Origin of the sequence: Sharpea azabuensis DSM 18934 (genome assembly GCF_000702165.1) — a bacterium.
Taxonomy (GTDB): Bacteria; Bacillota_I; Bacilli_A; order Erysipelotrichales; family Coprobacillaceae; genus Sharpea; species Sharpea azabuensis.
On sequence record NZ_JNKU01000029.1, the window covers coordinates 13,027 to 36,936 of the forward strand.

The following is a 23,910-nucleotide window of genomic DNA, read 5'->3' on the forward strand; positions in this document are numbered from 1 at the left end:
AGACGTCTAATGATTGACAATGTTGCGCTGGCGCCCATTAAGAAATTCTTCGATATTCTGATAGACTTCCTCAACAAGACGTTGTCGAGCTTCAACACTTGCCCAGGCAACATGTGGTGATAAGAGCAGCTGATCTTTGACTTCATAAAGAGGTGAATCAACAGCTAATGGCTCATCTTCAAAGACATCAAGAGCTGCCTTTTGAATTTCATGGTTTTTCAAAGCTTCTACTAAACTGATTTCATCAATAATCGGACCTCTGCCCACATTAATCAGATAAGCAGATTTCTTCATGACCTTAAAGACACCACCCTTAAATAAATGATAAGTCTTATCATTAAGTGGGGCATGAATGGAGATGATATCGGAACGTTCTAAAAGCTTGCCAAAATCTACCATCTCATATGGACAATCCTGCTGATGGCCACTTGCTGAATAGTAGATGACCTTACAGCCAAGCGCACTAACAACTTTCGCAACCTGGTGACCAATCGCTCCTAAGCCAACAATCCCCCAGGTCATACCAGCGAGTTCATGAATAGGATATTCAAAATATGAGAAGCGTCCGCTTTCGCCATAAGCCTTGCTTTTGACATAGCTGTCATATTCATGAGTATGCTGAAGCATCTCAAGAGCGAGGGCAAGAGTATGCTGGGCTACAGCCGACGTTGAATAATTGGCAACATTAGCCACCTTTATGCCTCGTGTACTTGCCGCCTCAATATCAATATTGTTGTAGCCAGTTGCCATTTCGGCAATGAATTTCAGCTTTGGACAAGCATCCATGACCTTGGCAGTAATCTTGTTTTTGTTTGTCGCAATGATTGTTGCATCTTGACATAATGCAATGACTTCATCATCACTTGCATTCTCATAGAATGTCACATCTCCAAGAGCATTGAAGAAGCCTAAGTCAATATCTTTCCCAACACTGGAAGCTTGTAAAATGACAATCTTGATATCTCTTGTCACCATCATGGAAAGAACATCATCAACACTCTTGCCACGCATCAGCTTGCCTAGAATACGGCATTCCTTAAAATCAAGGACATTGGCCTCATTCGCAAAGCCACACATTTCTTTATTAACCAATTCAAATGATAATAAGCCTGAAATCACACCAATGCCCTGACTCTTTGTCGTAATGTCATTGTCATCGACAAGTGCTTTTTTGATTTTGACACCAAACTCAGGATCTTCTTTCAGACATGCCTTGATCACTTCTTCTAGTGTCGCATGTTTTAAGATTTCTTTTGTGAATGTATCATTAAAGATTAAAGGAATAACGATGTTGTAGCTCTCCATAGGTACAGGATCCTGATATCCCTTTGTAAAGTTATAGAGAATCGCAACACCTAATTTCTCATCTTTCATTTCATCAACCAATTTCATTTTCATTCTCCTTGTCAAATAGGTAAGTTTCAATCTTTAAGCGCTGGGCATTCTTCTTGTCACGATAGATGATACAGCAGTTGGTAAAGGATTGGGTCTGATAATTATATTTCAAGACATTATAGCTTAAATATTTGCTTTCACTTTCTTTCAGACTGCCCGTAGCACTACCTGCCGAGACAATGTAAGTGCCATTTTTCTGCATGAAGAATGGGACATGCTTATGACCATGAACAACATAGCGTATATGCATATCTTTGAGCCATGTCGTAAAGCTCTTTGCATCAGTTAAAGCCTTTGACAAATCCATCAACTTACCAATAATAAAGTGCTCATTCCATTTACGCTTTAAGAAGTCACTTTTCACAACCGGATAGACATGATGGTGAAGCATTGCAACGATCGTATAGTCTTCTAAATGATCAATAGCTGATAGTTCGTATTCAATCTCCGCCATCTGTCTTGCCCCAATGGCTCCACGCGCAAAGTTACCACTCATATTACTATCAATTTTCAAGACAATCAACTTATCATCTTCAAAGACCTGAATCTTTTCGCCAAGCAGGTAGGCGATAGCCTTCCCCTTGCCCCTTGTCGCCATCGATAATCCAATTGTGATCATATCATGATTGCCTAATACAAAGGATACCTTGGCACGATAATGCTTTTTCAAGACATTCATGAAATCATTCGCCTGATACATATTCTTTTCACTGGGCGTATTCATTAAGTCGCCTGAAATTAAGAACTTCAGTTCATGATGACTTTTTAAATGTGGATAAAGCTTGTTCAGTGATTCATACAACGCTTCAAGGGCCTGGAATTTATGGCTAGAGCCTAAATGGAGGTCAGAAAGATGGATGTAGTAACTATATGGTCCCGGATCATAATCAAATAGATCATCACTTTCCAACAATTCATTAAGCTTTTCAATATCATCGGCAGTGCGCATCGGGAAAAAGCGTTCCTGATCACTTGTAAAAATATAAGCTCCTGGACATTCATCAATATAAAGCGCTAAGCTTGTCATCTGATCACAAGGATCACAGGTTAAGATATCTGCAGGCTCGAAAGAATCTTTAAGCTGGATAAAGACAACATCCTTCCTTCTTAAAGTAAAGTCCGGCCAGCTTTTATGTGTTCCAGGAATAAAAACGACATGCGTTTTATGGGCATATTGTTTCTTGATGTCATTAAAGGCTGTAGAGAAATCCAAATGCAACAGATGCTCCATCTGTTTTGTTGTCTTGGCCTGCTTGAAATAGACAAACATTGTTTCATTCATTTTATCAAGAATAGGAATAGCAATATCATGGACATGAAGCCAGTTCTTGAAATCAATAAAATCCTGATATTCCATTTTAAGGTCACGTTCATAGACTGTATTATCAGAATAAACTATATTATAAAAAAGATTCGCAAATGCATAATCCAACATGATTAACACCTCTCTAGTATTCTACAATTTTTCATGCATGAAAAAAAGGAGCAGTGCTCCTTTTTCTAGAATTTTAAATTTCTTGGTGTTCTTGGGAATGGTTCTACATCTCTGATATTTTCCATACCTGTGAGATACATTAAGAAGCGATCGAAGCCTAAGCCAAAGCCAGCATGCTTACAGCCACCAAATCTTCTTAAATCCATATACCATTGTAATGTGTCCTTAGTCATGCCTTTTTCATCCATGATCTTTTCTAAGACATCATAACGTTCTTCACGCTGTGAGCCACCACAAAGTTCACCAACTCCAGGCACCAACAAGTCTGCAGCAGCCACTGTCTTGCCATCATCGTTAAGACGCATATAGAATGCTTTAATATCTTTTGGATAGTCTGTTAAGAATACTGGACCTTTAACGATTTCTTCACAGATATAACGTTCATGTTCACTATTGAGATCAACACCCCAGTAAACCTTGTTTTCGAATTTGTGACCGTTCTTGATAGCTTCTTCAAGAATGTTGATGGCTTCCGTATATGTCATGCGGGCAAAATGAGAATCTCTCACTTTTGTGATGCGGTTAATGCAGTCTTTATCGATAAACTGGTTGAAGAATTGCATTTCTTCAGGCGCATTATCTAAGACATACTGGATGCAGTACTTGATCATATCTTCCATCAAGTCCATATCATCAGCTAAATCCGCAAAGGCAATTTCAGGTTCAACCATCCAGAATTCTGAAGCATGTCTTGTTGTATTGGAATTTTCTGCTCTGAAAGCTGGACCAAATGTATAGACATCTCTAAAAGCCATTGCAAAAGCTTCTACATGAAGCTGACCAGTTACAGTTAAGAAAGCTTCTTTACCAAAGAAATCTTTTTCAAAATCAGTATCATCGATTGTTGTTGCTCTAAACATTTCCCCAGCACCCTCACCATCATTACCAGTGATGATTGGTGTATGAACATAGACAAAGCCCTGAGACTGGAAGAATTCATGGATGGCCATGGACAGAACTGATCTTAATCTGAAGATGGCAAAGAAAGTATTACCTCTTACTCTTAAATGAGGGATTTCACGTAAGTATTCAAAGGAATGTCTCTTTTTCTGTAATGGATAATCTTCATCACAGGCACCTTCTACTTCGATTTCTGTTGCTTCAATTTCAAAAGGCTGCTTAGCTTCAGGTGTATATTTCAATTTGCCTAACACATGAATAGCACTGCCTGTAGAAATATGTTTGGCTTCATCAAAATTCTTGAGATTATCAGAATAAACAACCTGAGCATTTCTAAAATATGTCCCGTCATTTAAGGCAATAAAGCCAATCTTACCACTTGGACGATTCGTTCTCACCCAGCCTTCAAGCTCTACATATTCTAAGCTATCCTGCTCGACCTGATCTCCACTCAGGCATAATTCATATAATTCTCTAATAGTCATGAATTCAAACATATCATTACTCCTCTTCATTCGCTTTCATTTTTAATTCTAATTCCTGAATTGCGACAACAACATCAACAGACTGTACTTCGACACCCTTAGGTACAACAAAGTGATTATGTGTAAAATCGACAATTCCCTTAACACCTAATTTCACTAAGCGATTAACAGTCTCCTGAACATCATCAGAAATACATAATATCGCAATCTTACATTTATCTGGGAAAGATGTCTCTAAATCATCAATATTATAAATATCAATGCCATAGACACTACCGACCTTATCAGGATTGGCATCATAGGCACAGACAATCTTTCCAACCGTATATTTCCAACGATTATATTTTAAGATGGCACTGCCGAGATTACCAACACCAATAAGAATGATCGATTCATCAAGTCCAAGACCAAGCATTTCGCTTAATGCTTCAATCATATGATTGGTATCATACCCATAGCCTCTTTTTCCAAGAGTCTCTTTCTGAGGCAAAAAACCAAAATCACGACGGATTGTCGTATCCTGGATATGTGTCACTTCCGCAAGTTCACTGCTTAAGAAATTATCCTTACCAATGTGTCCCATTGCTCGTAAGGCTTTTAAATAAATAGGAAAACGCGCCATTGTCGCTCTTGAGATTTTTTTCTTTTCTGCCATATTATTTACCTGCACTTTCATTTTCCAGATCAAAATCCGGTTTAACAGAAATATCAAGTGAACTAAACACTTTGTGACGATACATCACGCTACCAGCAGCCGCAATCATTGCTGCATTATCCGTACAGTATTTCATAGGTGGGAAGATTGCTGGAATTTCACTATTTGCCATTTTTTCTCTTAGGCCCTTGTTGGCAGAAACACCGCCGGCGACAATAATTTCTTTCACGCCTAAATCTCTCGCTGCCTTGATGGCTTTTGAGCTAATCGTATCCATGGCAACTTCCTGGAAACTTGCTGCCAAGTCATTTCCTCTAATTTGCTCATGACGCTGATCAGCATTATGCTTTAAATTAATCACCGCACTCTTTAAGCCAGAGAAAGAGAAATTATAGCTGCCATCATCTAAAGGACGAGGCAAGTCATAAGTCACTTCTCCCTCATGCGCCATTTTATCTAGCACTGGACCACCTGGATAAGGTAAATGGAGAACTCGTCCAACCTTATCATAGGCTTCACCAATGGCATCATCAAATGTCGTACCAATTACTTCAAACTGGAATTCATCACGCATATAAACAAGTTCCGTATGTCCACCTGAAACAACTAAAGCCAAAGCTGGATAATGGATGGTATTTTCTAGATTATTGGCATAGATATGTCCAGCAATATGATGAACGCCAATAAGAGGGACATTAAGCGCAAGGGCTAAAGTCTTGGCTTCCTGCATGCCCACATGCAATGACCCAACAAGTCCTGGACCCTTTGTCACTGCAATGGCATCAATGTCTTGTGGTGTAATGTTGGCTTGACGTAATGCTTCACGCAAAACAGCTGAGACACATTCAACATGTTTACGTGAGGCAATTTCTGGGACAACACCACCATATTGTTTATGAATATCAATTTGTGACGCCACAACATTGGCGAGCAGTTCTTTTTCATTGCGTAATATCGCAACGCTCATTTCATCACAACTTGATTCAATCGCTAAGATTGTACTCACTTAAATCTTCCTTTCTTTCATCATGAGATATGCATCTTCATGATTATCGAGATAATAGTCTTTTCGAATAGCTTCTTTTTTAAAGCCATAGGATTCATAAAGCTTGATGGCTTTTACGTTTGAGACACGTACCTCAAGAGTAATCGCTTCACAATCCTTTGTTTCTTCGATGACCTTATTCATTAATAACTTGCTTAATCCTTCGCCCTGTCTTTCTTTGGCGATACCTATTGTAGTAATCTGGGCCGTCTCATATGTAATCCAGATACCCACATATCCAACAATCTTGTCGTCTTCTAAGACATAATATTTGGCATAAGGATTAGAGAAGAGTTCATATATGTAATCGTCCTTACTCCAAGGTGAAGAAAAGAGCTGATGTTCTAAGGGCATGATGTTATCAAGATCACTTAATCTCATCGCTCTTAATAACATGCTTTTTTAGCCTCAACCTCTTTAATATATTGAGGAACAAGTAAATCTGGTTGTTCAACTGGTTCTTCCTTTTTAGAAAGGGCAAAGATATTATCAACTAACTGACTGTTATCACTTTCTACCCCAACAAGTTCCCCATCACCAACAATCTTATAATCAGGATAACGCTTTCTTAAGTGATCAAACTCATCAATACTCATCAACTGATCTTCAACAATATTCTTGCCCTGATCAAATACCCCGACAAATAATTTATGACTTCTTGCATCAATAATACTTATCGCCTTACTATTTCCAGCATAGGCTGCTAGAGAACTAACAACCTTAATTTTTACTGGGGCAATCACAGCGAGTGTTTTCGCAATTGTCATTGCAACACGAACACCTGTATAGCTGCCAGGACCTTTTGTGATAACCATTTCATCAATGTCCATCAGGCTTACATTTTGATGCTCGAGTATTTCCTGAAGTTTCGGAATGGCATATTCTGACTGACGCTTAGATTCATTAACGAGAATGGCTTCTAGTTTTTCATCACCACGATATAATCCAATACCTAAATATTGATTGGATGTATCCATTACCAATGTCATCTTCATAGCGTTTACTAAATCCTCATATTTCTTACCCGTTGGCTTGAGTTCTAGTGAACGAGTATTATCTTCATTCTTATAAATAGTGATATCTAGATGTTCTTTTGGAATGATATCACTGATGAATTCAGGCCATTCAATCACACAGACACCACCATCATCAAAGATTTCTTCAAATCCTAGATCATCATCCTGGCCTTCAAGACGATAGGCATCAAAATGATTAAGCGTCAAACGTCCCTCATAGGATTTAAGAATTGTAAAAGTTGGTGAATTAATGACGCGCTTTACCCCAAGGCCTGCACCAATTCCCTTCGTCAGTGTCGTCTTGCCGGCGCCAAGTTCACCATTAAGCGTAATAATCATATTGGGCTGTAATGCTTGCCCGAGCTTTTTGCCAAAGGCAATCATTGCCGCTTCATTTTCAAATTTCATCATTTTTATGTACTCCATTTCTGTATGCCTCATACCATTTCAATGCGAAATCAGGCCTGAAGGCTCCAGTCATATTACGAGCTTCTTCAATTAAAATATCCAGCTGTTGGTGGAAAATGCGATCCAAGTCATCACTATAGCCATAAAGCTTACGATGAGCAGCATATTCACCCTCATCGAGAACTTTATAACGATAATCAGGATAGACTTTTAAATCTAAATCATAATCAATATATTTCAATGCCTCACCATCATAGAGCGTTGGCGATGCAATATTGACATAATAATATACACCTGTTTTTCTAATCATACAGATAACATTATACCAGCGATCCTTAGGAAAATAACAGATTGCCGGTTCCCTCGTCATCCATTTACGACCATTGCTTTCTGTGACCAGGGTATGATCATTAATGACAATAAAATGACGTTTTGTTTCTTCCAAAACAACACATTTATCCCATGTACGATGGGGCTTTCCATCGTGCTTGTAACAGTGAATGAGAAGCTCTTTACCTACTAAAGAATCACTCATTGTACACCTCACCGTGGTCATTATACACGTTTTCACAAGCCTTGAAAACTGCTAACCTCTAAAAATGACATGTTCAAGCACGAAAAGACAATACCCTAGACTTAAAAAGAGAATAAGCTATAATATTTTCACGAGGCAATCTTAAAACATTATTAAACCAAGCCTCGCATTCAAAAGCATGAAGCCAGAACGTTAGGACACTTACAAGTGTCAAAGAGCGTTATTTTACTAGAGATTTTTATTCAAGCAGATGTATGATAGGCTTGTAGTCTGTCGTCATTTAAAGATGAAATACATGCCGCATCAATCTCATCAGCTTTAGTTTTTCTAAGGGTGGTGACTTGTAAGAACCCCTTGATAAGAAGCAATTGGCTTTGTCGCCACCAAATACGTTATGAAGATGACCTGCTTAAAATAGTTTAGCACTGATGGTACGCATGAGTTTCTTCTTTGTATAATCACATGATTCATAAGCTTTTTGATCAGCTATGTGTTCAAGAAAGTGCGGCAGGATTCACCTTGAAACAGTACAGATATTTTCTATTGAAAGTTAGATACAAATCCACAGTGTGTCATCAATGGCCGTAGATGATAGAACTCTTATTTCGGCTAGAAAGGAAAATACGCAATTCTAAACTTAGATTGAGTATACGTGATTTAATGAAAGGTGCAATATTTGATGTTGATGGTACTTTACTTGATTCCATGGCAATTTGGACAAAGGCTGATACCATCTATCTAGCTCGTCATAACATTATAGCGACAGAAGAACTCTCCCGTCTTTTCTTCAACATGACCCTTGAAAAAAGCATTGCCTATATGCATGATGAGCTTCATATTCCTGACTCCCCTGCTTTAATCAAGCATGACTTGTTGAAGATTGTAGAAGACTTCTATGAGCATGAAGTTGAGCTCAAGGATCATATGTATGACATTATTCAGAAATTTAAGGCAAAGCATATCCCCATGGTCATTGCCACAAGCAACACCAAAAGCATTATTGAAAAGGCCCTCAGTCGCTTAAATGTCATGGATGACTTTACTTATATTCTCACTTGCGATGAAGCAGGTGTCGATAAAACAACACCAGCTATCTATCTCAAAGCAGCCTATTATACCAACTCTTCTCCTTCTGATACCTTTGTATTTGAAGATGCCCTTCATGGTGCCTCTTCTGCCAAGGAAGGTGGTTTTAAGGTTGTTGGTGTCTTTGATGACTACAGTAAAGACTATAAGCATGATCTTATGGCAATAGCTGATTACTATCTTGAGAGTGATGAAGATTATCAGCACTTTTTAGAAGATATCTGAAAGTGTTTTCGTTTATTTTCTCGTCTTTTCTCCTTTTTAGGTCTATAATGACAACGTAAAATAAGTAGAAGGAGATTTGATATGGCGAAAATTATGGTTGTCAATTGTGGAAGTTCATCTTTGAAATTCCAGTTATTTGAAATGGATAACGAAGAAGTTATTACTTCAGGTATTGTTGAAAGAATTGGTTATGAAGATGCCATCTTCACAATTAAGTACAATGGTAAAAAAGAAACAAAAACATTGAGTGTTCCAACACACAACGAAGCAGTCGCATTGCTTTTAGATAACTTACTTGATAAACACATCGTTGAGTCACTTGATGAAATCAAGGGCATTGGTCATCGTGTTGTCCAGGGTGGCAGCTACTTTGATTCAAGCGTACGTATTGATGATGATGTTAAGGCGAAGATTGAAGAGCTCATTCCATTAGCACCTCTTCACAATCAGGCTCATCTTATTGGTATTAATGCCTGCATGAAGGCTATGCCAGAGGCTGGTGAAACAGCTACTTTTGATACTGCATTCCACCAGACAATGCCTGCTAAAAACTATATTTATCCAATTCCATATGAATATTATACAGATCACAAGATCAGAAAATATGGTGCCCATGGCACATCACATTACTATGTCAGCCAGCGTACAATTGAATATTTAGGTCATCCTGAACATTCCAATGTCATTGTTTGTCACTTAGGTGCTGGTGCTTCACTTTGTGCTGTAAAGGACGGTAAGTCTTATAATACATCAATGGGTCTGACACCTTTAGCTGGGGTCATGATGAGCACACGCTGTGGTGATATTGATGCATCCGTTATTGATTATCTTGATGAAAACTTACATATGTCTATTAAAGATATCACAAATATGTTGAATAAGAAATCTGGCTTACTTGGTGTATCAGGTGTTTCAGGTGATATGCGTGATGTCAAAGCAGCTGCTGATGAAGGCAACGAACGTGCAAAACTTGCCATCGATATCTTTATCAGAAGAGTTGCTGACTACATCGGTAAGTACTTTGTGCAATTAGGCAAGGTTGATGCTATCAGCTTCACTGCTGGTATTGGTGAAAATGCTCCTTGGGTGAGAAAACTGATTCTTGAAGCTGTTGGACAAGCTCTTGGTATTGTCATTGATGATGATGCAAATGAAAATGGCAAGGGTGAACGTCTAATTTCTGCTCCAGAAAGCAAAGTCAAGGTTTATGTCATTCCTACAAATGAAGAACTTGTCATTGCCAGAGATGCTAAAAAAATCTTAAACTTATAGAAAGAGTGTTGGCTTAGCCAACACCCTTTTTTAATCAATTTTTGTCACTTCACTGGCATAATAGTTTTCTAAATGTGTGAGGGCTAAAGGAATAACAGTCTCATTTGTGACATCATGTCCTTCATATTCCAAATCATCCAGACTTACCACATATTTCCCTTTTCCTATTTTTTCTTTATTGAAAGTTGAATCAATTCCAACAACCTGATAATAGTAATACTTTGAAGAATGTTCCATCTCGTCATCCTTGTGATGATCAGCTTTGTAGATTAAGACAAACGAATCAAAATCTTGATGCTTCAAAAAATAAGTTCCATAGTAGCTAAAGCTATCGTCCTCTCCATCATTATGATCATTGGCTGAAAGCTTTGCGAAGGCTTGGTTTTTGAGCTCAGTAAGCAATGACTTATCGATTTCTGTTCCCTTTTTATAGCGATATGGCAAACCGCTGGCCTTAAAGGTTCTTTGTGTATTGACAATACGCAAGTTAAGCTGTTTCGCTATTTCATGATTATAATCCGAAGTGATTGTTATGCTTTCGCCATTGGAAAGATGGGATGACTTGTTGGCTTGATAGGACACACTCTGTAAGAATTTCTGGTAGCGATTAGTAGTCTCCTCGTCAAAATGATAATCCACATAATCTATTGAAGCCAAGCCGGAGATACCAATATAGTGCACCGTCATATTCTTAGAGAGATCAATTTTGGTTTTGCTAAGATAGGCATTCCAATAATAAAGACCACAAGCCAAAACAACAATTACTAGTACAACAAAAAGGATCACTCTTTTCTTTGAAGATTCCTTACTCATTTTATTTCCCTTCCTTATTATTCAAAATAAACATAAAGATGGCATAAGCTAAGACGATCAAACCAAAAATGAGCATGATCAAAAACATTCTCTTCATTTCGCTCAACTGCCCAAAAAGGTAAAAAATATCAAACTCAATTGTCTCATTCGTCAGGCCATTGCGATAAGCCATCAAGATAGCCTGCAACATTCTTATAAATTTCATATTCGCAATCATCAAGATTGTCTGAGCAGTTATAAGTGAAGAAAAAATCATCAACCGATAATCTTTTCCTTTGTAATAGTGGATTGTTGCAAGCACCATTGTTATGATGGCAAGCACAAAAGCGAGATAATAGATTGGGGGTATGAATTGGAGACATGTTATTGTGATGTTGAAATCATCGTTATGAAAAAAGAGATTGACTCTTTTCATTATTGTATCGATCCTTGTTGTCATCAATAACATGACGAGCATTAATCCACCAGTACACATGCCAAATATCGAAACAGTCTTAGGCTCTAAGATCCACTTTTTCAAAGCACTTTTACAGGTGGACAGCTTAGTTCCACAATAAGGACAAACATCTCTGTCATTTTTCACATCTTTGCCACAATTTGGACACTTCATTTTTGGTCATCTCCTTTCCATTTCAGTATATCAATTTCACTTTCCCTAGAAAATAAAATGAAATAGATATTAAAAAATTCTTCACGATACTAAAAGGAACCCTATTTAGAGTTCCTTTTTTGAATACTACGCTTACTTGCGTTTCTTGAGTTTCTTTGTTGCCATCACAATAAGAATACCAATCAAAGTGATGGTAAGAAGAATGGCATAAGAAAGAATGGACGTGCTGTCAGAAGTTTTGACAACTTTTTCTTCCTCATTTATCAGCGTAATGCTTTCGCCATCAAGCATGGTAAATGACATATCCCTAGCTCTCTTATAGCCTTTAGGAGCGCTCACTTCTCTTAAGACATATTTCTTATTTAAGATTAAGCCTTCAGTAATATGGACTTCACCATTGCTGAGCCATTCATCAGCGACATGACCTTCTTCATCAATGATCTGTAACTTAGCTCCCTTTAAGTCTTTGTTGGACGTGTCCGTCTTATAGACTTTAAGCTTTGTAAGGCGATCATACATCGTAAGATGCTGGTCTTCTAGCTTATCAGTAATTGTGAATGGGATATCTTCGCTTTTCGCATAATGATCAGGAGAAAGGATTTCACGCAAGATATAGCGCTGATTCATCTTGAGATTTCTAATCGCATGAGGTGTGTTCGTACTGATCCATTCATCCACAACTTCACCTTTTTCATTAAGAACAGAAAGCTTTGCGCCTGCAAGTTCCTCTTTCTTTGTAAGATCCTGCTTACTCACTAACACTTGCTTGTTTTTCATGACAACCTTCTGCTGCTCTTTTTTCATATTGACTGTAAAGGTTACACTTTCACCTAAGACATAGCCTTCTGGAGCTTCGAGTTCTTTTAAGATATAGCTCTTGCCTTCTGTTAAATGGCTGACAAGATGTGGCTCATTTGTTGAAGTCCAGGCCTCAACCTCTCGACCTTCTTCATCATAGATAGCTAGCTTTGCCCCAGCAACTTCTTTTTCACCACTTACTGACTGCTTGCTGACAGTTAGCTGTTTGTCCTTCATGACAACTTTTTGCAGAGACTTTTCACTATTTACAATAAATTTAATATCTTTGCTTACGACATAGCCATTGGGTGCCTGTTTTTCTCTTAGTACATAGCTCTTGCCTTCGATAAGACCATTTACAAAATGAGGCTGGTGATCAGAAACCCAGCTATCAACAACCTTGCCTTTTTCATCTAATACTTCAAGAGATGCACCCGGAAGTTCTTTTTCACCAGTTAAGGATTGCTTGCTGACAGTTAGCTGTTTGTCCTTCATGACAAACTTCTGCATATTGGCGTGATCTTCAATTGTAAAAGTGATTGGTGAAGAGATGACATAGCCCTTTGGTGCACGCACTTCTACAAGCTTATATGTCATATGGCGGCTAAGTCCCTCAATACGATGAGGCTTTGTTGTGCTTGTCCATTGATCAATCAAATGATTCTGCTGATCATAAAGGGCAAGAATAGCACCTGGAAGTTCATCCTCTCCGGTTAATGCCTTTTTAGAAATTTCCACAATAGTTGGCTGGTTTGTCACATTCTTCTTTATGACTGTTTTCTTTTCACTATCATGCTTTAAATCAAATATATAGCTTTCTTTATTTGTGGCAAAGTGAGCAGGTGATTGTGTTTCTTTCAGGACATATTTGCCTAAAGCAAGCTGATCAATATCAAGCTTGCCATCTTTTGAAAGATGATATGTTCCTATTTCTGTTCCCTTCTTGTAGATTACTTTTTGATTATCTGGTGAAAGGATATCCTCCTGAGCACTAAGAGTGAAAGCGATTGAAGATAGGTCATGATTAATTAATGAAAGATCAACATCTTTATGGAATAAAACATTCTTGTCAATATGGATGGAGCCTTTAATGGCATCATTGAAAGCTTCAACTGTCTTTATTGTATTCTTTGTAAAGTCAGCATTGATTTCAATCTTGCTGGTCTTAATATAGCCATCCGGAGCATGTGTTTCTTCAAGCGTATAATTCCCTTCTGGAAGAAGTGGTGAGAGCGCACTGCCATCCTTCGTCGTAAGTGATGCTGCGAGCTTGCCATATTCATCAAATAAGCGGAATGTTGCTGGTGAAGAAATAAGCTGTTTTGTCAAAGTGTCTTTCTTAAGAACTTCAATCTGACCCTGACGCATTTCAACATCAACAGAGAAAGTACTATTGTACATAAAGCCTAAGCGTACAACATCCTGGTAATCTTGTGAAATATAAAGGATGGGCTGACTGTTATTGAGTGTACCATTATTGCGGTTATGAAAGCTAAAGCGTAATGTCTTTTTGCCAGTAAATGGCTGTGTTGCTTTTATATTAAGACTATTGCCATTTTTAGAAACATCAAGACCGGCATGATCAACTAGATCATAGTCTTCCAATGTTCCTCGTGGATCATTAATGCTTAAGACATGATGATCACCAACGCCTTTAAGCATATAGCTTGAAGCTAAGTTTGGTGTTGTGCCAAAGTTCTGCCATTTTCGATTCACGAGCGCACGTAAGCCATTAAGCTTTGAGGCTGCCTGCTGATAGTTGACATCAACATGCTTATTCTTAATATTGCCATCCCCACGATAGGGTGTGAGCGTTACCTCACCACCATGGATTGTTTCCCAGATGGCAGCCTGTGTAGCCATATACATTTCATAGGACTTATCGCCATTATAGCCATAACCATAATAGGCTAGCGTACGCAGTTTCTTAAGCGTTTTTTCATCATAGCGTTTATAGCCATCAGTAACAGAATGATAGGTCTTTTTAAAGCCTACTTTCGTATAATAATCGGCACAGAATGCCACTTGCCCATTAAGTGTAATAAATCCCTCATGATCGGAATGATGGCCTTTAAAATCAAAGCCAATTTTCATTGTAGTTGTATCAAGAAAGGCAGATTCACCATGAACGGGTGTTATCCCTCCCATTCCAGATACACAAATAAAGAATGAGCATAATGCACAAAGCAATATGCGAAAATACCTTTTAATCATATTTCCTCCCCTTTCGAGCGGGTCGGAGTACAAGCTAAATAAGTGTTAAGACAAGGTATGTTATGTAGCTTACAACAATGCCCATGATTGCGACAAAGACCAAACCTTTTTCCCGATAGGCAAAGAAGAGACAGGTCAAACCACCCATTAATGATTCCCACATATGAGGTGTCGCATTGATAATACCGGGGAATGTCAAAGCCCCAAGCACAGCATAAGGCAAATAATAGAGCACGGATAAGAGATAGGGTGATGTAATTTTCTTACGATAGAACGTCAATGGGATAAAACGTGGCAGGTAAGTAAAAATAGCCATAATTGCGACAACTGTTAATTGATATCTACTCATTATCACTTACCTCCCTAGGAAAAAGCTTAGCCCCGCAAAGCGAAGCAATAAGTGTTGCACTGATCAGCTTAAAGCCGGCTGACATAAATTGAAAGAATGGAACATAAGTTAAGATAATATGAACAAGAGATGCCATCAATACAACAACTGCAACGCTCAAAGCATGCTTGCTTGCTGGAACGATAATTGCGATAAACATGCCATAAAGCGCAATTCCCATCGCTCCCTGAATAGCACTGGGAAGCAATCCAACAACAAGTTCACCAGCCAGTGCGCCTAAGCTCCAGCCAAGAAATGGTCCCAATAAAAAGCCACTCATCCATTTAAATGTAATAGGCTTTACTTCAAGAGAAGCCAAGGCAAAGGTTTCATCACTAATACAGAAGCTCACAATCATTCTTTCTAGAGCATTCATATGGCGATCAATCTTTTGTGAAAGTGATAATGACATGAGAAAGTAGCGTGCATTAATCATTAATAGCGTCAAAGCCACTTCAAAATAACTTGCCTGGGCAAGCATTAAATTCAAGCCGGCAAACTGACCGCTTGAAGTAAAGTTTGTCACGCTAATAAGTGTTGCCATACCTAAAGGCATATGACTATTGACACATAGAACACCAAAACTAAAAGCAACTGGAAAATACCCTAAAGCAATGGGCATACCCCTTCTTAGTCCATTTGTAAACATAGAATCTTTCCCCCTTATGGAGAGTATTCTAATCTACCTTATCTCAATTATCAAATATTCTTGATATGATATAGTCATGAATTTCTTCTTGCTGATTGACAACCTGATAAAATGGCTTTCGTTCATCAAGGCGCATGACATCCACACAGCGCATATCCGTAATTTGTAATCTGACATTCATATGTTTGTTTTCACAGATAATTTCAATATCTTTCTGAAAACGTCCATCGACATCTTTGGATCCTTCCTTTAATGAAGTACAGGGAACAATCAACATTTTTACACCAAAATCCTTAACAACATAACACCAGTGTCCATCCATAAGTTCCTTAGGATAACCTCTTGATAAATTAAAATAGGCAAGACTGTGTTCCATCGGGCGTCTATTTAAATAATAGTATATGTGATCAGGATTCTTCCCCTTTGCCTTCTTGCAATAAAAGAATTCTAGCTCCTTAGTCATCTGCAATAATGACTGTGCATATTTATCAGCATCATAACCTCCCTTCTTCTCCAATTGTCTTAACGAATGATGCAATAGTTTTATATTTTCACTTGTACTCATAAATAACCCCCTCATATATTTATTCGTCAGAAATCGGGAAATTACTCACCTAAATTTTCATTTTTTTCGTTATTTTCTTCAAACATATTTACATATTATGAAAAACGCTTGAAAACACTTGTCAATTCACCATGTATTCCTATAATAGACAAGGCATGATGATAATAAAGCATAGCGCCAGAACTCTTTGAGTTGACGAGGACTAGATTGATCGAAAATTCGGCGGATAATCTAGAGGCATAGTACTGCCTGAGCGATAAGCAAAAACGAGAAGTGATTCTCCAACAGATCTTATCAGGTACTCATCATGCTTAACACAAGGAGGAAATGAATATGTGTGGAATTACTGCTTATGTAGGCCATGGTGAAGCTCTCCCATTCTTAATGCAGGGCTTAGCACGTCTTGAGTATCGTGGCTATGACTCAGCGGGAGTAACAATCTTAAATAAGAAGCTTACAACCGTAAAGAGAAAAGGAAGACTTGCGAATCTTGAGGAAGAATTAAAGAACTATGATATGACTGGTCATGTGGGGATTGGTCATACACGCTGGGCAACACATGGTGTCCCTTCTAACTTAAATTCTCACCCTCATACAAATGCTAAAAATACATTATCCATCGTTCATAATGGGATTATTGAAAACTATAAAGAACTGAAAGAAATCTTGCTTTCTAAAGGCTATACATTCCAGTCAGAAACAGACTCGGAAGTTGTTGTACAGGCTTTAGATTATTTCTATGATGGCGACTTAATGGAAGCCATGAAGAAAGTTTTAAACTGTATTGATGGTTCCTATGCCCTATGTGCGATCTCCACTCATGAACCTGATCGTATTGTTGTGGCAAAAAAAGATAGCCCATTAGTTATTGGTAAGACGAAGGAAGGCTATGTTGCCGCAAGTGATACACCTGCACTTCTTGCCTATACAAAGGATGTTTATTTCTTAGAAGATAATGAACTTGCTTTATTGACAGCTGATAGCTGTGATTTCTATACACGTACTGGAGAAAGCGTTACAAAAGAACTTACAACAATTCCTTATGACTTAGAAGCTGCCCAGAAGAATGGCTATGATACATATATGTTAAAAGAAATCAATGAACAGCCTCATGTCATCAATGAAACATTAAGAGGACGTCTTGATGGTCATACAGTTACTTTACCTAAGCTTGATGGTATTGATTTTAAAAACTTCAATAAAGTTTACTTTGTCGCTTGTGGTACTGCCTATCATGCATGTTTATGTGGTGCCAATGTTCTTGAAAAAGCAACAAAGCTTCCAGTCATGACACAGGTTGCTTCAGAGTTTAGATACAACGATCCAATTATTGATGAACATACATTATGTATCTTTGTCTCACAGTCAGGTGAAACAGCTGATACACTTGCCGCATTACGCTTAGCCAACAAGAAGGGCTGTACAACAATCGCGATTGCCAATGTCTTAGGTTCAACAATCTCAAGAGATGCCAAATATACACTCTATACTGCAGCTGGACCTGAAATCGCTGTCGCATCTACAAAAGCCTATACAACTCAGCTTGTCTTATTGACACTTCTTGCTTTCTATATTGCCCAGCGTCTTGATAAGCCTGTTGATACAAACGCCCTTGATCAGTTAAAAGACTTACCAACGTATGTTGAAAAGATTATTAAGGACGAAGATATCTTTGCTTCTTATGCTGAATTATTAAGAGATCAGCATGATTGTTATTTCATTGGCCGTAGCTTAGACTATGCTTCAGTTCTTGAAGGTGCCCTAAAGCTTAAAGAAGTCTCTTATGTCCATGCTGATGCTTATATCGCTGGTGAATTAAAACATGGTCCAATTGCCTTAATTGAACCTGGTACAGTGGTCATTGCCGTTGCTACACAGCCTAATGTTGCTGCAAAGACAATTTCTAACATTCAGGAAACAATTGCTAGAGGTGCTGATGTAATCCTCTTTACAACTGATGACCAGGATGCGGAAGGCATTAAAAACAAGTATAACTTACCTCATGTTGATCCATTACTTACATCAGTCTTAGTGGCTATCCCACTTCAGCTGATTGCCTATCATACAGCTAAAATCAAAGGTGCCGATGTTGATAAACCTCGTAACCTTGCGAAATCAGTAACCGTTGAATAATAGTTAAAGGGAATACACAGCTATTCCCTTTTTAATACGATTATTTTCTTTAAATATGAAAAGATTTTGTTATAATATTAACTAGAGGTGATTTGAGTGGATGAAAAGAAAGTAAAAGATTTGACTGCCTACAATGATCGTTTTGACGAAGACCCAACAAGCTTCAACGACTTTCAGGCATCAGATTATGTAAAGGAACTAAAAAATCAAGGAAAGGAAGATAAAGCAATTGAAGTTGGTCGTACTTTTCTTGAACAGTGTCCTGAATTAAGTGGATATATCAATTACTATGGTTATGCCCTCTATAATCGTTATATCAATATTGATGACGAAAAAATTGCTGAAAATGAAAAACTTTTCTATGACATTCTTGAAGAAATTGCAAGTCATTGCCGTCAGGAAAGATATTCACCTTTAGAAGCAGCCATCAATAAAGCAATCAAGTATGAAAGCAAGAAAAATCCTGTAGATTATAAGAAATTATCAGATTTACTTGACTATCTTGACGCTCCTACTTTAGAAGACGCACCATTCGTCAATAAAGAAGGAAAAGAATTCGAAAGTAAGAAAGAAAAATGGTATCGCATGAAGGTTCGTGCCCTTTATGAAATTGGCAATTATTCAGAATGCTTAAAACAGGCACAGATTGCCATTGGTCTACCATTAAAATGGCATTACAATAACTTAAACTGGGTACAGTACTATAAAGCATGTGCTTTAGTAAAGCTTGGTCGTTATGAAGAAGCTGAAAATGTCTTTATTGCCTTAAAAGACAAGTTCAGAGCTGTTGATTTCTCAGAAATTCTTTATGACCTTTATTTACATACTGGTCGTGAAAATGTCGCTTATACACAATTATTCTACGACTTCTTCTTAAATGGCTTTGATTACAGATATGTTTCAAACTACAAGAAGATTGCTGAACTTGAGAAAGAAAAAGGTGAAGAAAGAGCCTATACTTATGCTTCAGCAATGATCAAGAAGCTTGAAGAAGAACATGGCAATACTTATGACGTTGATGTTGACGTCAGTGAATATGATGCCAATAGTGCTAGCTATCTCTTTGACCAGTTCTATAATGAAATCATGAGACATTTAGATAAATATATCGAAAGACATGAAGGTCGCATTGTTTATTACAATGAAAATAAGCAGTTCGGTTCAATTGGCTTACCAACTGAAGAAGATAACCTTTTCTTCCGTCAGGCAGACTATATTTATGATGAAGAGGTTGTCCGTGGCGATACTGTTGAATATTCAGTCATCAAGACATTTGATAAGAAGAAACAGGCTCCTAGCAGCAAAGCTATTCTCATCAGAACAATTTTCTAAGCAATGGTGTTTTACACCATTGTTTTTCTTTTCATATCTTTGTCGCCTTTTTAGAAATTTAAGTAATAAATTCATCTTTTTTATAATTTGATTGACAAAGAAGCACTCTTTAGACATAATGTTGTTATATTTAGAAAAGACAGAGAAGTGACAGAGTACGGATCTCGTGGCATAAGAGATATTACGTTTGGTGCAAGTAATACGCAAGAGGTCCCGAATTCACCACGGAGTTGGTGCCTCAAAAAGGTATTCCGGTTTATGGCCGTTAACCCATAAAGGTTGAAATAACCTAGTGAGATCACTTGTGTGAGCAAGTGATGAACTAGAGGTGGTAACGCGTGGATTCGCCCTCTTGGACGGATCTTTTTTTGTTTTTTTGGAAAGAAGAGGGAAATGTATGAAAAAAGTATTAAGTGGTTTACTCGTAGCAGGACTTATGCTGACTGGTTGTGGTGGGGGTTCCGCAACAAAGAGCAAGTCAGATGTCAAGATTTCAGTCATCCAGTATATGCAGCATGATGCATTAGATGCAACACTTAAAGGCTTCAAGGATGAACTTGCGAAAAATGGCTACAACAAAGACAAGATTGTTGTGAAGAATGCATCCGGTGATGCAAGTAACTGTGAAACAATAGCTGAACAGCTTGTCAACAGCAATCCTGATTTAATCTATGCCATTGCCACTCCAGCAGCTCAGGCAGTTGCTAAAAAGACACAGGACATCCCTGTTGTTGTTTCAGCGGTTACTGATCCAGCAAGTGCTAAGCTTGTCAAATCCAATAAGAAACCAGGTACAAATGTGACTGGAGCTTCTGATTTAACACCAGTTGCAGATCAGATGAAGCTCTTAAAGCAGTTATTACCTAATGCTAAGAATGTTGCAATCATGTATACAGGTAGTGAAGCAAACTCAGAATTCCAGGCAGACATGGCTGTTAAGGAAGCAAAGAAGAACGGCTTAACACCAATCCGCAAGACGGTTTCTGATTCAAATGATATTCAGTCTGTTGCTCAGTCTATTAAAGCTGATGCCGTTTATGTCCCAACTGATAACTTACTTGCAGCTAATATTCCTGCTGTCACTCAGATTCTTGATGAAGCTGGTATTCCATTAATTTGTGGTGAAAAAGGCATGGTTGAAGCTGGTGGTTTAGCAACTTATGGTATCGATTATACAAACCTTGGTAAAATGGCTGGTAAGATGGCTGTCAAGATTCTTTCAGGCAAAGGCAAAGCTGCTACAATGCCAATCGAATATCAGAGTGCAAAAGACTCTAAGCTGACAATTAATAGTGAAAAGGTAGAAAAATTAAAAGTAACAATTCCAGATAGCTTAAAAACAAAGGCTGAATTCGTTACAACAAAGAAATAGTATTTAAAAAGAGGTAATGATTTTATGACTTTTATTCTCGCTCTGCAGGGGGCATTGAACCAAGGCGTTCTTTGGTGCATTATGGCTTTAGGCGTCTATATTACATTCCGCTTACTGGATATTGCGGATTTAACAGTTGATGGTTCGTTTGCGACAGGAGGGGCTGTTGCAGCGGTGATTCTTGTTCATGGAGGCAATCCTGTTATCGCTATTCTTGCCGCATTACTGGCGGGATGTGTAGCCGGTTTCGTGACAGGTTTCCTTCTGACAAAATGCCATATTCCAGCAATCCTTGCTGGTATTCTTTCTCAGATTGGTCTCTATTCTGTTAATCTTCGTATCATGGGGAAATCCAATATTCCCCTTCTTGGTACAAAGAGTCTCTATGACTGGCATTATGATGTTGGCATCAGTACAACCCAGGCTTCAATTGTTGTTGGGATTCTTGTTACTGTTCTTGTTGTCGCACTGCTTTACTGGTTCTTTGGCACCGAAATTGGTAATGCCATTCGTGCCACTGGTAATAATGAAAACATGGTGAGAGCTGTTGGTGTCAATACGGATATGACGAAGATGATTGGAACTATTCTCTCTAACGGACTTATTGCTTTGTCTGGTGGACTTGTTGCCCAACAGCAAGGTTATGCTGATGTTAAGATGGGGATTGGTGCCATTGTCATTGGCTTAGCTTCCATCGTTATTGGCGAAACAATCTTTGCGAAGGTCTCACGTAATTTTATTGTTCGACTTTTCTCCATTGTTGTGGGTAGTGTCATCTATCGTTTCGTTATTGCCATCGTTCTCCAGATGGGCTTATCAACGGATGACTTAAAGCTTTTAACAGCTATCGTTGTGGCAATTGCCCTTGCTGTTCCATACTTCTTGGCAAGAAATCGACAGCTTGCGACTTATAAGAGACTGACAAGTGAGGTGGATAAGAAAAATGCTTAAAATCAAGAATGTTTCCAAGACATTCAATCTTGGTACGATCAATGAAAAGAAAGCTCTTAAGAATATCAATCTCACGCTTGAAGATGGTGACTTTGTCACAATTATTGGTGGTAATGGAGCTGGTAAATCAACCCTGATGAATATGGTTGCTGGGGTCTATCCGATTGATTGTGGTCATATCTATCTTGATGATGACGATATTTCCTTAGATCCAGAATATAAGCGTGCAAGCCGTATTGGCCATGTCTTCCAGGATCCGATGATGGGTACTGCTGCCGACATGAGCATTCAGGAAAACCTTGCCATGGCAGCAAGACGTGGTAAGCGTCGTGGCCTAGGCTGGGGTGTTAAGAAAAGCGAACTTGAGACTTATCGGAAAGAACTGAAAAAATTAGGCTTAGGGCTTGAATCACGTATGACAAGCAAGGTTGGTCTTCTCTCCGGTGGTCAGCGTCAGGCAATCACCTTGTTGATGGCGACACTGACAAAACCTAAGGTTCTCCTTCTTGATGAACATACAGCTGCTCTTGACCCAGCGACAAGTTCAAAGGTCCTCATGCTGACAAACAAGATTGTTGATGAAATGCAGCTGACAACCATGATGGTTACGCATAATATGCAGGATGCCATTGATGTTGGTAATCGCTTGATCATGATGTATGATGGACAGATTATCTATGATGTCAAAGGTGAAGAAAAGAAAAAACTCACGGTTAATGATCTCTTAAAGAAGTTTGAAGAAGCTTCAGGATCTGAATTTGTGAATGACCGTATGTTATTAGGTTAGAAAGATGGCTTCAGCCATCTTTTTTTGTAGATGATTTGTCAAATTAAGTGCAACACCTAGAATGAGTTACCCAGTAATTCTTCTTTAGGTGTTTTATACTTTATGCATTTACGTGGCCTGTTATTCAGTAAATTCAGATTCTTTTTCAGTTCCTCCGGGTCCACTTCGGATAGATCCATCCCTTTAGGATAAAACTCCCGCAGTAATCCGTTCGTATTCTCATTGGTTCCTTTTTGCCAGGCACAGTAGGGATCACAGAAATAGGTTTTGCATCCTAATGCTGCTTCGATCTTTTCATACTCTGCGAATTCTTTTCCTCTGTCGAAGGTTATCGTTTTTACCAGTTCCGATGGAAGCTTTCCGAGAGCCTCTATGATTGCCGGCGTTACATTCTTGGCCGTTCTGTCTTCTACAGGGATTGCTATATAAAATCGGGATTTCCTTTCCGCCAGTGTGACAAAGCAATATCTGCTCTTGCGCGTATGACCGTTTCTGCCTGATTCTACGGTGTCACCTTCCCAATGCCCGAGCTCTTGTCGTTTGTATACATCTTTTGGCCTATTTTTGATTGTCCTTCCGCCATCGTTAAATTTCCCACGCGTTTCTGCCGGCCTTTTAAACCTGCCTTTTCTGCGCAGGTGCTCCATCTTGATTTTAGGAATGACGCCTCTGTGTATCATGCGGTAAACTGTAGCTGTTGAAGGGGTCTTTATCTTTTCCATCTTTGCCCTGTTCACCAGCTGTTCCGGAGACCAGTGGTTTTCGATCTTCTCTTTGATAT

At 38.5% G+C, this 23,910-nt stretch carries 22 protein-coding genes; 7 read left to right on the forward strand and 15 right to left on the reverse strand.

What is annotated here, in order from left to right:
• Positions 1-6: 6 nt before the first annotated feature.
• The 8 genes from T529_RS0107130 to T529_RS0107170 form a co-directional block, all read right to left on the reverse strand.
• Entirely contained in the window at positions 7-1,392 is a 1,386-nt protein-coding gene (locus tag T529_RS0107130) for an NAD(P)-dependent oxidoreductase (protein ID WP_051646903.1), read from the reverse strand.
• A complete protein-coding gene (locus tag T529_RS0107135) occupies positions 1,379-2,830 on the reverse strand; it encodes a metallophosphoesterase family protein (protein WP_033162928.1) in 1,452 nt (483 codons plus the stop codon). The genes T529_RS0107130 and T529_RS0107135 overlap by 14 nt, the downstream gene beginning before the upstream one ends.
• Positions 2,831-2,895: 65 nt before the next feature.
• Entirely contained in the window at positions 2,896-4,287 is a 1,392-nt protein-coding gene (gene asnS, locus T529_RS0107140; RefSeq protein ID WP_033162929.1) for an asparagine--tRNA ligase, read from the reverse strand.
• A 4-nt stretch (positions 4,288-4,291) separates the two neighbouring features.
• On the reverse strand, positions 4,292-4,930 hold the full coding sequence (locus tag T529_RS0107145; RefSeq protein ID WP_033162930.1) for a redox-sensing transcriptional repressor Rex: 639 nt from the start codon (positions 4,928-4,930) through the stop codon (positions 4,292-4,294).
• Between the two features lies 1 nt (position 4,931).
• Positions 4,932-5,936: a tRNA (adenosine(37)-N6)-threonylcarbamoyltransferase complex transferase subunit TsaD gene (tsaD, locus tag T529_RS0107150; protein WP_033162931.1), complete on the reverse strand. Its 1,005-nt coding sequence runs from the start codon at positions 5,934-5,936 to the stop codon at positions 4,932-4,934.
• Complete coding sequence (gene rimI / locus T529_RS13130; RefSeq protein WP_033162932.1) at positions 5,937-6,371, reverse strand: ribosomal protein S18-alanine N-acetyltransferase; 435 nt, start codon at positions 6,369-6,371, stop codon at positions 5,937-5,939.
• Positions 6,362-7,402, reverse strand: a complete 1,041-nt coding sequence (gene tsaE / locus T529_RS13760; RefSeq protein ID WP_420801845.1) for a tRNA (adenosine(37)-N6)-threonylcarbamoyltransferase complex ATPase subunit type 1 TsaE — start codon at positions 7,400-7,402, stop codon at positions 6,362-6,364. Before tsaE ends, rimI begins: the two co-directional genes overlap by 10 nt.
• Positions 7,389-7,934, reverse strand: coding sequence for a DUF402 domain-containing protein (locus tag T529_RS0107170; RefSeq protein ID WP_033162933.1), 546 nt, complete (start codon positions 7,932-7,934; stop codon positions 7,389-7,391). Before T529_RS0107170 ends, tsaE begins: the two co-directional genes overlap by 14 nt.
• Positions 7,935-8,594: 660 nt before the next feature.
• Here T529_RS0107170 and T529_RS0107175 point away from each other — a divergent pair.
• Together T529_RS0107175 and T529_RS0107180 are read left to right on the forward strand one after the other, a co-directional pair.
• Positions 8,595-9,245 (forward strand): HAD family hydrolase, encoded by a 651-nt coding sequence (locus T529_RS0107175; protein WP_033162934.1) that lies wholly within the window; start codon positions 8,595-8,597, stop codon positions 9,243-9,245.
• Between the two features lie 81 nt (positions 9,246-9,326).
• Positions 9,327-10,517 carry an acetate/propionate family kinase gene (locus tag T529_RS0107180; protein WP_033162935.1) on the forward strand — a complete coding sequence of 397 codons (1,191 nt, stop codon included), beginning with the start codon at positions 9,327-9,329 and terminating at the stop codon, positions 10,515-10,517.
• A gap of 30 nt (positions 10,518-10,547) precedes the next feature.
• On the opposite strand, the gene T529_RS0107185 is transcribed toward T529_RS0107180, so the two are convergent.
• From T529_RS0107185 to T529_RS0107210, 6 genes are all read right to left on the reverse strand, one after another.
• Positions 10,548-11,330, reverse strand: coding sequence for a hypothetical protein (locus T529_RS0107185; RefSeq protein ID WP_033162936.1), 783 nt, complete (start codon positions 11,328-11,330; stop codon positions 10,548-10,550).
• Between the two features lies 1 nt (position 11,331).
• Positions 11,332-11,940 carry a zinc ribbon domain-containing protein gene (locus T529_RS0107190; protein ID WP_033162937.1) on the reverse strand — a complete coding sequence of 203 codons (609 nt, stop codon included), beginning with the start codon at positions 11,938-11,940 and terminating at the stop codon, positions 11,332-11,334.
• 132 nt (positions 11,941-12,072) lie between these two features.
• On the reverse strand, positions 12,073-14,952 hold the full coding sequence (locus T529_RS0107195; protein ID WP_033162938.1) for a SpaA isopeptide-forming pilin-related protein: 2,880 nt from the start codon (positions 14,950-14,952) through the stop codon (positions 12,073-12,075).
• Between the two features lie 34 nt (positions 14,953-14,986).
• Positions 14,987-15,301, reverse strand: coding sequence for an AzlD domain-containing protein (locus T529_RS0107200; RefSeq protein ID WP_033162939.1), 315 nt, complete (start codon positions 15,299-15,301; stop codon positions 14,987-14,989).
• Positions 15,294-15,989 (reverse strand): AzlC family ABC transporter permease, encoded by a 696-nt coding sequence (locus T529_RS0107205; protein WP_033162940.1) that lies wholly within the window; start codon positions 15,987-15,989, stop codon positions 15,294-15,296. The genes T529_RS0107200 and T529_RS0107205 overlap by 8 nt, the downstream gene beginning before the upstream one ends.
• A gap of 43 nt (positions 15,990-16,032) precedes the next feature.
• A complete protein-coding gene (locus tag T529_RS0107210; RefSeq protein ID WP_033162941.1) occupies positions 16,033-16,554 on the reverse strand; it encodes a hypothetical protein in 522 nt (173 codons plus the stop codon).
• 333 nt (positions 16,555-16,887) lie between these two features.
• Here T529_RS0107210 and glmS point away from each other — a divergent pair, with 333 nt between their 5' ends.
• The 5 genes from glmS (at position 16,888) to T529_RS0107235 (ending at position 23,129) form a co-directional block, all read left to right on the forward strand.
• A complete protein-coding gene (gene glmS / locus T529_RS0107215) occupies positions 16,888-18,687 on the forward strand; it encodes a glutamine--fructose-6-phosphate transaminase (isomerizing) (protein ID WP_033162942.1) in 1,800 nt (599 codons plus the stop codon).
• Between the two features lie 96 nt (positions 18,688-18,783).
• Positions 18,784-20,019, forward strand: coding sequence for a hypothetical protein (locus T529_RS0107220; protein ID WP_033162943.1), 1,236 nt, complete (start codon positions 18,784-18,786; stop codon positions 20,017-20,019).
• Between the two features lie 397 nt (positions 20,020-20,416).
• A complete protein-coding gene (locus tag T529_RS0107225; RefSeq protein ID WP_033162944.1) occupies positions 20,417-21,391 on the forward strand; it encodes an ABC transporter substrate-binding protein in 975 nt (324 codons plus the stop codon).
• A gap of 24 nt (positions 21,392-21,415) precedes the next feature.
• Positions 21,416-22,342 carry an ABC transporter permease gene (locus tag T529_RS0107230; RefSeq protein ID WP_033162945.1) on the forward strand — a complete coding sequence of 309 codons (927 nt, stop codon included), beginning with the start codon at positions 21,416-21,418 and terminating at the stop codon, positions 22,340-22,342.
• Entirely contained in the window at positions 22,335-23,129 is a 795-nt protein-coding gene (locus tag T529_RS0107235) for an ABC transporter ATP-binding protein (protein ID WP_033162946.1), read from the forward strand. Before T529_RS0107230 ends, T529_RS0107235 begins: the two co-directional genes overlap by 8 nt.
• A gap of 56 nt (positions 23,130-23,185) precedes the next feature.
• Here the strand turns inward: T529_RS0107235 and T529_RS0107240 are convergent.
• On the reverse strand, positions 23,186-23,910 hold a 725-nt coding region (locus T529_RS0107240; protein WP_033162947.1), incomplete at its 5' end, for an IS30 family transposase.